The organism is Streptomyces sp. NPDC001020 (assembly GCF_053599115.1).
Genome location: NZ_JBSFLQ010000036.1, coordinates 29,729 through 43,371 on the forward strand (window position 1 = coordinate 29,729; position 13,643 = coordinate 43,371).

Consider the following 13,643-nt stretch of genomic DNA (forward strand, 5'->3'; position numbering starts at 1 on the left):
CCTGGTGAGGGGGAGGTCCACCCCTTTCCGCCTGGGGTGTGTGAGGGATGCTGCCGGTGGGCCTGCTCACGCCCATCAGCGGTTCGCTGAACGTGAGCGAGGGCACGGCCGGGCTGACGCTCACCGTCACCGGCCTGATCGGTGCGTTCTCCGCGCCACTGATCACCGCGGCGGTGGGCCGGATCGACCGGCGCGTGGTCCTCTGTTCCCTGCTGGTGCTCTTGGCTGCGGCCAATGTACTGGCTGCCTGGTCGCCGAACTTCGCGGTCATGATGGCGGCCCGCGTGCTGGTCGGCATCGGACTGGGTGGAGTCTGGTCGTTCGCGGGCGGCCTGGGGGTGCGGCTGGTCCCGGCCACGTCCGTCGGGCCGGCGACCTCCCTGATCTTCAGCGGTATCGCCATCGCCTCGGCGGTGGGCGTGCCGGCCGGCGTGTACATCGGTGAACTGGTGGGCTGGCGCGAGGCGTTCGTCGCCATCGGCGGGCTGGCCCTGCTTGTGACCGTGGCCATGGCGGTGTTGCTGCCGTCGCTGCCCGCCGAGGAGGCGGTCGCGCTCGGTGGTGTGATGCGGCTGTTCGGCAACAGCCGGGTGGCCACTGGGCTCGCGGTGGTGGCGCTGCTGGTGACGGGCCACTTCGCCGCGTACACGTACGTGCGGCCGATCCTGGAGGGTGTCTCGGGCGTCGGGGTATCGGTGATCGGAACCCTCCTGCTGGCCTACGGAATCGCCGGTATCGCGGGCAACTTCATGGTTGGCGCCCGGGTGAGCCGGTCGGTGCGCGGCACCGTGCTGATGACCAGCGCCACCCTTGCCGCCTCCCTGCTGCTCGCGCCGCTGCTCGGACTGTCCGTGGCGGGTACGGTGATCCTGCTGGTCATTTGGGGCCTGGCCTACGGCGGCGTGTCGGTGAGCACCCAGACCTGGCTGGCCCTTGCCGCCCCGAAGGCCCGGGAGGGTGCGACCTCTCTGTTCGTGGCCGTATTCAACGGGGCCATCGCCCTGGGTGCCTTCGCGGGCGGCCGGATGCTGGACGGTTTCGGCACCCGCTCGGTGCTGTGGCTGGGCGGCGCGCTGGCGCTGGGCGCCCTCGTGGTGACCGCGCTCGGGCGAGTGCCCTCGGCGGAAGTCCGACCGACCCGGAAGAGGTACTCCAGCTCATCGTCCGGGTGACGCCGCAGAAGGTCACCGCCTTCTCCCTCTGAGCCCAGACCACCCCCGGGAGCGGGCCCGGAATTCGCTTGCTCATACTCCGTGACGCCAGAGCCTCACACTGGTATGAGAGTCAAGCTCAGGAAGCCAGAGGTCTGGGGCTGGCGGTGATGACCGTTTCCAGTGCCTCGACTGACGTGCGCAGCGTGTCGATACGCCCCAGTAGTTCATCGCGCTCGGTGACGAGCGCGTCGTACAGGTCGGAACAGGTCAAGGCCAGGCCGTCGTCGTGCCGGGTGAGGCAGGGCAGGATGCGCTCGATCTTGCGACTGCTCAGCCCGGCTGCGTAAAGCGCCTGGATGCGTTGCACCCGGGTCACGTCGGCCTCGTCGTAGACGCGGTATCCGGAGGGTTGCCGGAGCGGGTGCAGCAGGTTCTGTTCTTCGTAGTAGCGCAGCGACCTCACGCTCACGCCCGCGCGTCGCGACAGTTCCCCGATCCGCATCGTCGTCTCCCCCTCCGGACTTGACTCTCACGCCGATGTCAGAGTTTAGCGTCGAGCCCATGACCGCCTCTTCTCCTACCGCTCGGCCTGTCGGTGTTCCACGACTGCTCTCGTTCGCGTTCGTGCTCGGCGCGTTCGCCCTGGGAACCTCCGAGAACGTCATCGCCGGCGTCCTTCCGCGACTATCGGAGTCGTTCGGGGTGCCGGTTTCCGATGTGGGGCTGCTTGTGACCGCCTACGCGGGAACCGCCGTGATCGCCGGCCCGGTGCTCTCACTGCTCACCGCACGGATGCCGCTGCGCCACCTCACCATCCTGGCCGTCATCCTCTACGCCGCCGGCACCGTGCTGGCCATGTGCGCGCCGTCGTACCTGGTGCTCATGGCCGCGAGGATCGTCACCGGAGCGATGCACACCCCTGTCCTGGTGGCGTTCATGCTCACTGCCGTCCGGCTCGCGCCCGAAGACCAGCGCGGCCGGGCGGTCGGCCGCATCACCCTGGGCCTCGGGGTCGCCACGGTCATCGGTGTCCCTATGGGCAACGCGCTCGCTGAGGCACTGCGCTGGCAGTGGGCGTTCGCATTCATCGCGGCTCTGATTGCCATCACACTGGCGATCGTGGTCACCGTGTTCCCCGACGACCGCACGCCGCGCGGCGAGTCCGGCTGGCGGTCGCTGCGCGTACTCGCGCGGGGTCCGGTGATCGGCGGCGTCACCATGAGCGCACTCGCAGGCCTCGGCGCGATGGTGCTGCTCGCGTTCGCCGTGCCCTTCCTCACCACCACCGGCGTCAGCGAGAACAGTGTGGCGCTGCTGCTGCTCATTTACGGTGCCGCATGCCTCGCGGGCAACGTCCTCGGCGGCAGGCTCGCTGACCGCGGCCTCGGGCGAGCCCTCACGCTGACACTGTCCGGGACCGGCGTTGCTCTCCTCCTCGCCGGCCTCATCGCTGTCAGCACCACCGGCGCGGTAGCGGGTCTGGCCCTGGTCGGGCTGGCCTACTTCGCCACATTCCCGCCGCTGAATACCTGGGTTGCCACCCACGCCGACGGCATCGCGCCCGACCTCGCGCTTGCCGTCAACAGCTCCGCGTTCAACATCGGCATCGCCGCCGCCGGTTGGCTCGGCGGCACCGCCCTCACCGCAGGACTCGCACCCGCCGACCTGCCCTACCTCGGCATCGCAGCACTCGTCATCGCGACCGGCCTATCAGTGCTGCTCAGCCGCATGGACAGGCCCCAGCCCAGCTCCTGGGTCGAAGAAGCCCCAACTGATGGCCAGAAGTCTCTGGACACCACGAGGTGTGCAGAACCTTCCCCTTGATGGGCTGTCGGGTAGGGGACCGGTTGGGGGCACTCCCACTTCCGTGTCACATCGGCGGGTTGCCGTGCTTCCGCTCCGGGAGGGCGGCGTGCTTTGCGCGGAGCATGGCCAGGGAGCGGATCAGGACCGCGCGGGTGTCGCCCGGGTCGATGACGTCGTCGACGAGGCCGCGCTCCGCCGCGTAGTACGGATGCATCAGTTCCGCCTTGTACTCCTTGATCAGGCGGGCGCGGGTGGCGTCGGGGTCGTCGGAGGCGGCGATCTCGCGGCGGAAGACGACGTTGGCCGCGCCCTCGGCGCCCATCACCGCGATCTCGTTGGTCGGCCACGCGAAGGAGAGGTCGGCGCCGATCGAGCGCGAGTCCATGACGATGTAGGCGCCGCCGTAGGCCTTGCGGAGGACCAGGGAGATCCGGGGGACCGTGGCGTTGCAGTAGGCGTAGAGCAGTTTGGCGCCGTGGCGGATGATGCCGTTGTGCTCCTGGTCGACGCCGGGTAGGAAGCCCGGGACGTCGACCAGGGTGACCAGCGGGATGTTGAAGGCGTCGCAGAATTGCACGAAACGGGCGGCCTTCTCCGAGCCGTGGATGTCGAGGACGCCGGCCAGCGCGGTGGGCTGGTTGGCGACCAGGCCCACGACATGGCCGTCCAGGCGGGCGAGGGCGCACACCACGTTCTGCGCCCAGGCCTCGTGGACCTCGAAGAAGTCGCCGTCGTCGACGATCTCCTCGATCACGGACCGCATGTCGTACGCCTGCTGGGCGCCGGCCGGCACCAGGGAGGTCAGTGCGTCGGTACGGCGGTCGGCAGGGTCGTCGGTGCGCTCCATCGGGGGCATCTCGCGGTTGTTCTGGGGCAGCAGCGACAACAGGTGGCGCACGTCGGCAAGGCACTCGGCCTCGTCGTCGTAGACGAAACCGGACACGCCCGAGAGAGCGGAGTGCACGTCGGCGCCGCCGAGGCCGTCGTGGCTGATCTGCTCGCCGGTCACTGCCTGCACCACGTCCGGGCCGGTGATGAACATCTGTGAGGTGCCGCGCACCATGAACACGAAGTCCGTGAGCGCGGGGGAGTAGGCGGCGCCGCCCGCGCACGGGCCGAGAATCACGCTGATCTGCGGAATCACGCCGGAAGAGCGGGTGTTGCGGCGGAAGATGCCGCCGTAGCCGGCGAGCGCGGTGACGCCTTCCTGGATCCGGGCGCCGGCGCCGTCGCTCAGGCCGACGACGGGCGCGCCCGCAGCCTCGGCCAGGTCCATCACCTTGTGGATCTTCTCCGCGTGGGCCTCGCCCAGGGCGCCGCCGAAGACACGGAAGTCGTGGGCGTACGCGAAGACCGTACGGCCGTGTACCAGCCCCCAGCCGATGGCCACCCCGTCGCCGTGCGGCTTGCGGGTCTCCAGGCCGAACCCCGAGGCGCGGTGCCGGCGCAGCGGCTCGATCTCGGTGAACGTGCCCTCGTCGAAAAGGAGTTGCAGCCGCTCGGGCGCGGTGAGTTTGCCTTTGGCGTGCTGGCGCCGGGTGGCTTCCGGGTCGGGGCCCCGGCTCAGTTCCTCCTTCAGCCGTTTCAGCTCGTCGGTGGAACGGTGCAGGTCCGGAGCGGGCGCCTGCGCGAGCAGTTCGTCGAAGGTCGTCATTGCCGCACCGTAGGGAGGCGGCCTCGAAGGCCTCGGCATGTCGCCTGGAGAACCGCTCGATCGCCCCACGGCTCGACGGCGGCTCGGCGGTCGGCCGACCGATCGCGCGGCTCGCTGTTCGGCCGCCCCGATCGATCCCGCCAGGCCCCTGGCCCTGGCCCCGGATCCGACCGGCCCCCGCCGCCGGTCGGATTCCCCCAGGCCTCGGGCCCTGGTCGGCCCCACCCGCTCAGTCCGCCGTCGCCGGGTGCAGCGCGTGGTCCGGGTCGCCGGACAGGACCGCCTGGTGCAGTCCCTGCAGTGCCGCGGAGGGCTCCAGGCCCAGTTCGCGTACGAGCGAACCGCGCAGCCGCTGGTAGGCCTCCAGCGCGCGCCAGCTGCCGCCCGTACGGTGCAGGGCCCGCATCAGCTGGGCGCAGAAGCCCTCGTGCAGCGGGTGGCGGGCGGCGAGCACCCGCAGTTCGGGCACCACCTCGGCGTGCCGGCCGAGCCGCAGGTCCGCCTCGATGCGGCGTTCCAGCGCGGTCGTGCGCTCCTCGTTGAGTCGCAGCACCTCCAACTCGAGCACCGGCCCGGCCGGTACGTCGACCAGCGCCGCGCCCTGCCACAGGGCCAGGGCGCGGCGCAGCAGGTCGGAGGCCGACCGGTGGTCGCCGATCTCGAAGGCGGTGCCGCCGGCCGCGGCGAGCCGCTCGAACTCGTGGGCGTCCACCCGTCCGGGCTCCACCTGGAGCAGGTAGCCACCGAACCGTGTGACCAGGACGTCCTTGGCGTCCCGGCGCGAGTCCCCGTCCAGCGCCGCGGCGATCCGTCGGCGCAGTTGGAGGATGTACGTCTGCAGCGTCGTGGAGGCGCTGCGGGGGATGCTCTCCCCCCAGATCTCCTCCATCAAGGTCGGCACCGACACCACGCGGTCGGCGTGCAAGGCCAGTACGGCCAGGAGTTGGCGCGGCTTGCCGGCGCTCGGCACCACTGAGACGCCGCGTTCCTGCGCGGCGAGCGCCCCCAGGATCTGGATGTCCATCAGCTGTCTCCCCCTTGGGCCACGGCCGTCGGCGGTCGCCGTGACGGCCCGTTCGGAGTACGGCTCACCAGACTCCCATCGGGGCCGGGTCCGGGCCCAGTGAGGGGAGCACGACCCCCCGCATGAAAATGTCATGGGTCGCCGATGAGTGGCGCACTGACGGAAGCTTGAGTTCCGACAGCAGACTCTCGACCCAGACGCCGAACCCCCGACGGTCCGGCGCCGCTTCCGAAGCGGGCGACGCGGTCGGCTCCTCGCCGCCTCGAATGCCCGTTGCCAAGGTCGTTCAGTCAGTTCATTCACTGGGGGTACACATGAACATCTGCGAAGACATCCTGCGCCTCTCCGAGTCGGACCTGCGGGTCGGCGAGTCCGGGCCGGCGGGCGGGCCACTCGAGGAGATCCTCGTCGAGAGCCTGAGCCGCCCCGACAGCACGCGGGCGAGCTGGTGCTATTGCATCGCTTCCGTGCTCGACACCCGGGTGGGTGCGTGACCGAGGCGCAGCGCCCGGCAGACGGCCCGTTCGTGGCGTTCAAGCGCCACGTGCGGGCCGTCTCGGTCCCGGGGGAGGCCGTGTTCGTGTGGTCCGATCAGGACGTGACCGCCGTGCGAGGTGCCGGCGCGGAGAAGCTCGTCGACCTGCTCGACGGCAGCCGCACGTTGCCCGAGCTGCTGCGGGAGGCCGCGGCGACCATGCCCGACGGCATGGCGGGCCGGGTGGTCCGCCGGCTCGCCGAGGCCAACCTCGTGGGCTACCGTCATGGCGGCCCGGGCCGGTGCGTCTCCGCCGAGCGCGGCCTGGCGGAGGCCTACTGGGACCGCGCCGGGCTTGACGGGGCCCTCGCCGAGGGCGAGGTACGCGCCCGGCCGGTGGCAGTGATCGGGGTCGGGGACGTGGACGTGGCGGCGGCCCGGGCCGCGTGCCGGGCCTCGGGCGTCACCCCGGTCGGCGCGGACGCCGACGCAGACTTCGCCCTCGTCCTGTGCGAGGACTACCTGATGCCCGAACTCCAGGACGTGGCGGCCCGGTTGCGGGCCGAGCGGCGCCCGTGGCTGCTGGCCCGGCCGTTCACGGCCGAGCCCTGGACCGGACCGATCTTCGAGCCGGACGGGGAGGGGGCGTGCTGGTCCTGTCTGGCGCACCGACTGCGCGAGCACCGGCGCGGCGAGCTGTCGGTGCAGCAGGCCCTCGGCCTGGACCGGCCCGCCGTCCCGCCGGCGCCCTCGCTGGCCGCCGTACGCGCCATGGGACTGCACAGCACCGTCCTGGAGACGGCCAAGTGGCTCGCCGGGCTGCGCAGTCCGGAGCAGCGGGCGGTCTGCGTCCTGGACAGCCTCACCCTGCGCACCGTCCACCACCCCGTGCAGCGCCGCCCGCAGTGCCCAGGCTGCGGCGACCCGTCGCTGGTCGCCGAGCGCACCCGGCGGCCGGTGGTGCCGGTCTCCCGACCCAAGGCCGAGGGCGCGGGCAGCAACGACCGGGCGCTGTCCGCCGAGCAGATGCTGGCTGCGTACGGCCATCTCATCGGGCCGGTCACCGGCATCGTGACGGAGGTCCGCCCCATGGCCGGGCTGCCCGACGGGTTGCACGCCTACGACTCCGGCCACAACCTCGCCCTGCGCGGGCACTCTCCGGCCGGCATGCACCGCGTGCTGCGGGCGCGCAGCTCGGGCAAGGGGGCGACGGCGGCCGAGGCCCGGGCGAGCGCCCTGTGCGAGGCGGTGGAACGTTACTCCGCCACGCGTCAGGGCGACGAGCTGACGATCACGGACACACTGGTCGGCCTCGGCGAGGCGGCCGTCCATCCCAACACGTACCAGCTCTTCCACGAGCGGCAGTACGCCGACCGGGCCCGCTGGAACGCCTCGAACAGTCCGTTCCACCACGTCAGCGCGCCCTTCGACCCGCAGCGGCCCACCCAGTGGACCCCGGTGTGGTCGCTCACCGCCGGTGCCCGACGGCTGTTGCCCACCTCCACCCTGTACTTCGATGGCACGCCCGGCGGGGCCGCGGACGGGCTGTGGGCCGACTCCAACGGCAACGCGGCCGGCAGCAGCCCCGAGGACGCCGTCGTTCAGGGCTTCCTGGAACTCGTCGAGCGGGACGCGGTGGCCGTGTGGTGGTACAACCGGCTCCGCCGGCCGGCCGTCGACCTGGACGCCTTCGACGAGCCGTGGCTGACCGGGCTGCGTGACGCCCTCGGCCGGGCGGGCCGCGAGGTGTGGGCCCTCGACCTCACCTCCGACCTGGGCATCCCCGTCGTGGTGGCGGCCTCTCGGCGCACGGACGAGCACGTCCCTGACGTGCTCTACGGGTTCGGCGCCCACTTCGATCCCCGGCGCGCGCTGCGCCGGGCGCTGACCGAGATGGTGCAGATGCTGCCCGCGGCAGCCGCGGGGCCGGCGGCTCCCTCGTCGACCCCGTCGCCCGAGCAGCCTCAACTGCTTCCTGACCCCGGGCACTTGGCTCGGACACCGGCTTCATGGGGGTCGCACGTGCGCCATGGTGACCTGCTGGCCGATGTCGAGGCCGTCCGTGAACTCGTCGCCGGGCACGGTCTGGAGCTGCTCGTGCTCGACCAGACCCGACCGGACGTGGGGATTCCGGTCGTCAAGGTCCTGGTGCCCGGACTCCGGCACTTCTACGCCAGGTTCGCGCCGGGCCGCCTGTACGATGTACCGGTCCGTCTCGGCCAGTTGAGCCGTCCGACGCGTTACGAGCAACTCAACCCGGTACCGCTCGCGCTGTAGATCGTGTGAAGGCGGAGTGGAGGTCCCGAACCAGCGTGCGTCGGCTTATAGTTCGGTCACATACCCCCGCCACCCCACGCGAGGAGTCGACAAATGCCGGGCCGTTTCCGGACTTCGGGCAACGACCTCAGCCGCGTCACGAATCAGACGGAGGGGGCGCGTCCGGAAGTGGGGAACAGCACCCCGCCGGGCATGACGGGGCCCGAGGAGGGCGGCGGCCGGAGCGGGGTGCGGGACATGCTCGCGCCGCGGCTCGCCCGGGGCATCAGCGTGGTGGCGTTCTCGGGATACGGCGTCGTCACCCTGCTCAACGTGCACAACGTCGTCTCGAGCACGCTGGGCCTGATCCTCTGCTCGATCGCCGTGGCCGCGCTCTACGCGGTGCAGATCACGCTCACCTCGCCTAGCGCCCGCCGGTGGTCCGGTCGGCGCCGGGCGGCCGTGCTCGTCGCCCAGGCGCTGCTCACCTTCGGGCCCATGGCGTGGCTGGGCATCGGCTGGGGGAGTATGGCCGGACCGCTGGCCGGATCGATTCTCCTCATGCTGCCCGGCCGGATCGCCTGGCCCTGCTACGGCGCTGTGTCGTCGGCGATTCTCGCCTGGGCCGCCGTCTCGGGTGAGCGCGCGCTCGCGACCGGCTACTTCGCCGTGTCCACGGCCCTCACCGGACTGGTCATCTACGGCATGACCCGGCTCACCGACCTCGTGCGCGAAGTCCACGACACCCGCGCTGAGATGGCCCGGATGGCGGTCACCCAGGAGCGGCTGCGCTTCGCCCGTGACCTGCACGACCTGCTCGGCTACAGCCTGTCCACCATCACGCTGAAGAGCGAGCTGATCCACCGCCTCGTCCCGGTCAACCCCGAGCGGGCCCGCACCGAGGTCGCCTCGGTGCTCGGCGTCTCCCGGCAGGCCCTCGCCGACGTACGCCTGGTGGCCAGCGGCTACCGGGACATGTCGCTGGCGGCGGAGGCCGAGTCGGTGGCCGACGTGATGGCGGCGGCCCACGTCGTCGTCGAGGTGGACATCGACTGCGGCCGGCTCCACCCGCTGGTGGACACCGTGCTCGCGACCGCCCTGCGTGAAGGGGTCACCAACATCCTCCGGCACAGCAAGGTGCAGTTCTGCACCATCAAGGTCAGGACCGAAGGGGAGGAGGTGCGCCTGGAGCTGGTCAACGACGGCGTGTTCGCGCCGGACGGGCCGGACTCGCCGGCCCGCGGCAGCGGTCTTGGCAATCTGCGCACCAGGCTCGCCGCGATCGGTGGCCAGATGACGGCCGAGGTCGTCGCCGGGAACCGGTTCCGGCTGACCGCGGTCGCCCCGCTCAGGCCGGCCACGGGCGAGGGCCCGGAGCCGCTGCTGCGGCGCGGACACCGGGAGGCCGGCACTGCGGCGTGCTGGAGCGGCGAAGCGGGCAGACCCGCGGTCTGACCGCACACGGAACGGGGGAACCACATGCTGTTGATCAGGATCCTGCTGGCAGAGGACGTGCACATGGTCCGTGGCGCGCTCGTCGCCCTGCTGGAACTGGAGCCGGACCTCCAGGTCGTTGCCTCGGTCGCGCGCGGCGACCTCATCGTCTCCTCAGCCCTCGAGGCCCGCCCGGACGTCGCCGTCATCGACATCGACCTGCCCGGGGTCGACGGGCTGACCGCGGCGGCCGAGCTGCACGAGAAGGTGCCGGAGTGCCGCACCCTCATCCTCACCAGCCTGGGTCGGCCCGGGACGCTGCGCCGGGCGATGGCCGCCCGGGTCTCCGGTTTCCTGCTCAAGGACTCCCCGCCGTCCCGGCTGGCCCAGGCGGTGCGCTCGGTCGCCGCCGGTCAGCGGGTCATCGACCCCGAACTCGCCCTCAGTGCCTGGGAGGCGCCGGACAACCCGCTCTCCCCGCGGGAGACCCAGGTGCTGCGGCTCGCGGCGCGGGGCGCCGACGCAGCGGAGATCGCGGACCATCTGTACCTGACCCAGGGCACGGTACGGAACTACCTCACGGCCATTGTGGACAAGCTCCATGCGCGTAACCGGATCGACGCGATACGTATCGCCGAGGAAGCGGGCTGGATCCCGTAGGACACCGCCCGCCCGGCCGGGGCTCGTAGCACCTGGCGCGTGATCCCCGGCTCGCCCGGCCCCGGAGTCCGCATCGCCCACTCCCGACTCGCGCCCGCGTCAGATCTCCGCGAGCGGGCCCGCGTCCAGCTTGGACAGCACGCCCGCCAGGTCCACCGCGTTGCTCTCCGGACTGCGGCACACCGCGAGGCAGACGGGTCCGCGCGCCCCGGCCATCCGACGCAGGAAGGGCGTGAGCACCGCCTTGGGGCCGATCTCCACCACATGGCTGGGCGCCTGCTGCGCCAGCATCCGGCGGGCCGCGTCGGCGAACCGCACCGGTGCGGTGATCTGCGCCGTCCAGTACGCGGTGGTCAGCGGCTCGCCGTACTCCCTGCCGTACACGGTGGAGTAGTACGGCAGGGTGGGCCGGCCACCCGCCACGTGGCGGGCCGCGGCCTCGAAACGGGGCGCCACCGGCTCCATCAGCGGGGACTGGAAGGCGTGGGTCACGGGCAGGAAGGTGCTGGCGATGCCGACCTCCGCGAGCCGCTCTCGGACCCGTTCCAGACCGTCGACCGGGCCGGAGAGTACCGTGGCGCGGGCCGCGTTGACCGCACCGATGGCCACCTGCGGCTCGCCCGCCGCCGCGTCGGCGGCCTCGAACGGGCTGGCGCAGGTCGCCATCATCCCGCCGCCGGAGGGCAGGTACTGCATGCAGGCGCCGCGGAAGCAGACCAGCCGGGCCGCGTCGGAGAGGGTCAGCGGCCCGGCGACCACGGCCGCCGCGAGTTCGCCCATGCCGTGACCGAGCACTGCGACCGGACGCACCCCTTCCTCCTCCTGGAGCGTCATCGCCAGGGCGTAGCCGACGGCGAAGAGAGCAGGCTGGGCCAGTGCCGTCTGCTGCACCCGGGTGTCCCCGTCGAGGATCAGTTCACGGACCGACCGGCCGAGGTAGGGGCCGATCGCCTCGTCGGCCGCGGCGAGGTGCCGCTGGTAGGCCGTCAGCTCACGGTACAGACCCGCGGTCATCCCGGGGTGCTGGCTGCCCTGCCCGGTGAACACGAACGCAGCTCTGACGCACCCGGGGTGCCGGTTCATGCCCCGCCGCATCGCCAGATAGTGGGCGAGGTCGCGGATGGTCGGGTGGGCCCACATGTCCGCGGGGTCGAACAGCGGGCCGAACGAGGCCTCGATGTCGGCGAACAGGCCCAGCAGGGCCACGGAGTCGAGCCCCCAGGCAGACATGTCCTCGTCGGCGCCGACCTTCCGCTGCGCGTACCGGCCGATCCGGTCGGCGAGCCAGGCGACGAAGGCCCCCTCGTCGGGATCGCCGGGTGCCGTTCCGCTCACGTCTTCCCCCTTTCCAGGGTGGTGCTTCCGAGATGGTGCCTGCCGGAGGTCCGCCGGCCAGGTCGCCCGCCGCTAGCGGCGCGGGCCCGCCGCTGTCGGAAGGTCGTCGGCCAGGTACTGGTGCAGGGGCTGCAGCCCGCCGTTCAGGAACAGCCGTCGCATCGCGACCCGTTCGACCTTGCCGCTGGTGGTGCGCCGGACGGTGCCGGGGCGGACCAGCAGCACGCCCGCGACCCCCACCTCGAACTCCTCGCTCACACACCGCCGTACGTCCGACACGAGCTCCTCCAGGTCCAACGTGTACCGCTGGTTCGTGCGCAACTCCTGGACGATGACGACCCGTTCGCACTCCCCGGGCACGGCGAACGCGGAGCCCGTACCGAACAGCGAGTTGATCCGCTGGACCGTGCGCTCCACGTCCTGCGGGTAGAGATTGCGGCCCGCGACCACGATCACGTCCTTCAGCCGGCCGGTGACATAGAGCAGCCCGCCGTCCACCGCGCCGAGGTCGCCGGTGCGAAGCATCCCCGCCGCCGTACCGTCGGCCGTCACGGCCCCGAACCGCTCCCCGCTCGTCGCGCGGTCGCGCCAGTAGCCGCCGGCCACGCCCGGCCCGCTCACCCAGATCTCGCCGATCTCCCCGTCCGGCAGTACCGCGCGCGTCTCCGGGTCCACGATCAACACCCGGCCGGCCCTCGCGTTCCCGTCCACTGTGCCGCACGGTACGAGGGTGTGCGTCGGCCGTCCGGGCCGTGGTTCGCTCAGTCGGCCCTGCTGCAGGGCCTCGGAGTCGACGGTCCGCTCACCGGACTCGGCCGGACCGCCGGAGACCAGCAGAGTCGCCTCGGCCAGGCCGTAGGCCGCGTACATCGCCTCCGCCCGCAGGCCCGCGGCCGCGAACCGCTCGGTGAAGGCCCGCCGGGTCTGGGCACGCACCGGCTCGCCGCCGGATATCGCGACCCGCCAGCCGGAAAGGTCGAGCCCGGCCAGCTCCTCGTCGGTGACCCGCTGCACGCACAGGTCGTACGCGAAGTCCGGCGCGGCGCTCACCTCGATGCTGTACCGCCCGATGGCCTCCAGCCAGCGAGCCGGCCGCCGGACGAAGGACTCCGGTGACAGCACCGCGCAGGTCGCGCCGAGCCACAGCGGATGCAGCAACTGACCGACAAGCCCCATGTCGTGGTGGAACGGCAGCCAGCCGCCGATCCTGGAGTCCGGTCTCGCGCCCACCAGCGCGGCGAGTGCCTCCTGGTTGGCCAGCAGGTTGCGGTGGGTGACGACCACGCCGTTCGGGCTGCCGGTGGAGCCGGAGGAGAACTGCAGATAGGCCACCGTGTCCGGACCCGGCTCGGGCAGCTGTACGTCGACCGGCCCGGACACCGCGTCCGCGGCCAGGCACGGAACCGAGCCGTGCCCGCTCCGGGCCAGCAGCCGCGAGACGTCCGGGGCGAGTGCCGCGTCGGTGAGCACCGCTCGAGGGGAGGTCTGCCGGACGATCCCGGTCACCCGCTCCTCGTGGTGGCTGCGGCCGCCGTACGGAGGTACGGGCACGGCCACGGCACCCGCGTACAGACACGCCAGAAAGGACACCACGAACTGGCTCCGGGACACGTGCAGCAGCAGCACCGGCTCCCCGGTGGCGCCATCGGCGCACAGCCGGCCGGCCAGCCGCCGGGCCTGGGCGTCGAGCGTGCGGTACGAGACCGATGCGGTGCGGCCGCGCTCGTCGCTGTCCGGCAGCAGGAGAAGTGCGATGCGCTCGGGCGTACGCCCGGCCCTCTCCATCATCAGTTCGGTGAACGTGCGACTGCCGTCCATAGTGGACCCCCTGTCAGTTGTCCGGCC

Annotated in this window: 11 protein-coding genes; 6 read left to right on the forward strand and 5 right to left on the reverse strand. The window is 71.9% G+C overall.

Annotated features, from left to right (window positions below; genetic code table 11):
* Window positions 1–47: 47 nt before the first annotated feature.
* Window positions 48–1,172 carry an MFS transporter gene (locus tag ACWDEX_RS28475; protein WP_450467095.1) on the forward strand — a complete coding sequence of 375 codons (1,125 nt, stop codon included), beginning with the start codon at window positions 48–50 and terminating at the stop codon, window positions 1,170–1,172.
* Between the two features lie 118 nt (window positions 1,173–1,290).
* Here the strand turns inward: ACWDEX_RS28475 and ACWDEX_RS28480 are convergent, their stop codons facing one another.
* Window positions 1,291–1,656 (reverse strand): MerR family transcriptional regulator, encoded by a 366-nt coding sequence (locus tag ACWDEX_RS28480; protein WP_450467096.1) that lies wholly within the window; start codon window positions 1,654–1,656, stop codon window positions 1,291–1,293.
* Between the two features lie 59 nt (window positions 1,657–1,715).
* On the opposite strand from ACWDEX_RS28480, the gene ACWDEX_RS28485 reads away from it, so the two are divergent.
* Window positions 1,716–2,978, forward strand: a complete 1,263-nt coding sequence (locus ACWDEX_RS28485; protein WP_450467097.1) for an MFS transporter — start codon at window positions 1,716–1,718, stop codon at window positions 2,976–2,978.
* 46 nt (window positions 2,979–3,024) lie between these two features.
* Here ACWDEX_RS28485 and ACWDEX_RS28490 read toward each other — a convergent pair whose 3' ends face one another.
* Together ACWDEX_RS28490 and ACWDEX_RS28495 are read right to left on the reverse strand one after the other, a co-directional pair.
* Window positions 3,025–4,614, reverse strand: a complete 1,590-nt coding sequence (locus ACWDEX_RS28490; RefSeq protein WP_450467099.1) for an acyl-CoA carboxylase subunit beta — start codon at window positions 4,612–4,614, stop codon at window positions 3,025–3,027.
* 229 nt (window positions 4,615–4,843) lie between these two features.
* Complete coding sequence (locus ACWDEX_RS28495) at window positions 4,844–5,638, reverse strand: AfsR/SARP family transcriptional regulator (RefSeq protein WP_450467100.1); 795 nt, start codon at window positions 5,636–5,638, stop codon at window positions 4,844–4,846.
* A gap of 314 nt (window positions 5,639–5,952) precedes the next feature.
* Here ACWDEX_RS28495 and ACWDEX_RS28500 point away from each other — a divergent pair, with 314 nt between their 5' ends.
* The 4 genes from ACWDEX_RS28500 to ACWDEX_RS28515 all read left to right on the forward strand — a co-directional run bounded on the left by ACWDEX_RS28500 (window position 5,953) and on the right by ACWDEX_RS28515 (window position 10,463).
* A complete protein-coding gene (locus tag ACWDEX_RS28500) occupies window positions 5,953–6,132 on the forward strand; it encodes a hypothetical protein (protein WP_450467101.1) in 180 nt (59 codons plus the stop codon).
* The gene (locus ACWDEX_RS28505; RefSeq protein ID WP_450467102.1) at window positions 6,129–8,390 is read left to right on the forward strand and encodes a TOMM precursor leader peptide-binding protein; all 2,262 of its coding nucleotides are present in this window, start codon (window positions 6,129–6,131) and stop codon (window positions 8,388–8,390) included. Before ACWDEX_RS28500 ends, ACWDEX_RS28505 begins: the two co-directional genes overlap by 4 nt.
* Window positions 8,391–8,582: 192 nt before the next feature.
* Window positions 8,583–9,824, forward strand: coding sequence for a sensor histidine kinase (locus ACWDEX_RS28510; RefSeq protein ID WP_450467103.1), 1,242 nt, complete (start codon window positions 8,583–8,585; stop codon window positions 9,822–9,824).
* 30 nt (window positions 9,825–9,854) lie between these two features.
* A complete protein-coding gene (locus tag ACWDEX_RS28515) occupies window positions 9,855–10,463 on the forward strand; it encodes a response regulator transcription factor (protein ID WP_450467167.1) in 609 nt (202 codons plus the stop codon).
* A gap of 99 nt (window positions 10,464–10,562) precedes the next feature.
* Here the strand turns inward: ACWDEX_RS28515 and ACWDEX_RS28520 are convergent, their stop codons facing one another.
* Entirely contained in the window at window positions 10,563–11,798 is a 1,236-nt protein-coding gene (locus tag ACWDEX_RS28520) for an acyltransferase domain-containing protein (protein ID WP_450467104.1), read from the reverse strand.
* A 72-nt stretch (window positions 11,799–11,870) separates the two neighbouring features.
* Window positions 11,871–13,616: a fatty acyl-AMP ligase gene (locus tag ACWDEX_RS28525; RefSeq protein ID WP_450467105.1), complete on the reverse strand. Its 1,746-nt coding sequence runs from the start codon at window positions 13,614–13,616 to the stop codon at window positions 11,871–11,873.
* Window positions 13,617–13,643 lie beyond the last annotated feature (27 nt).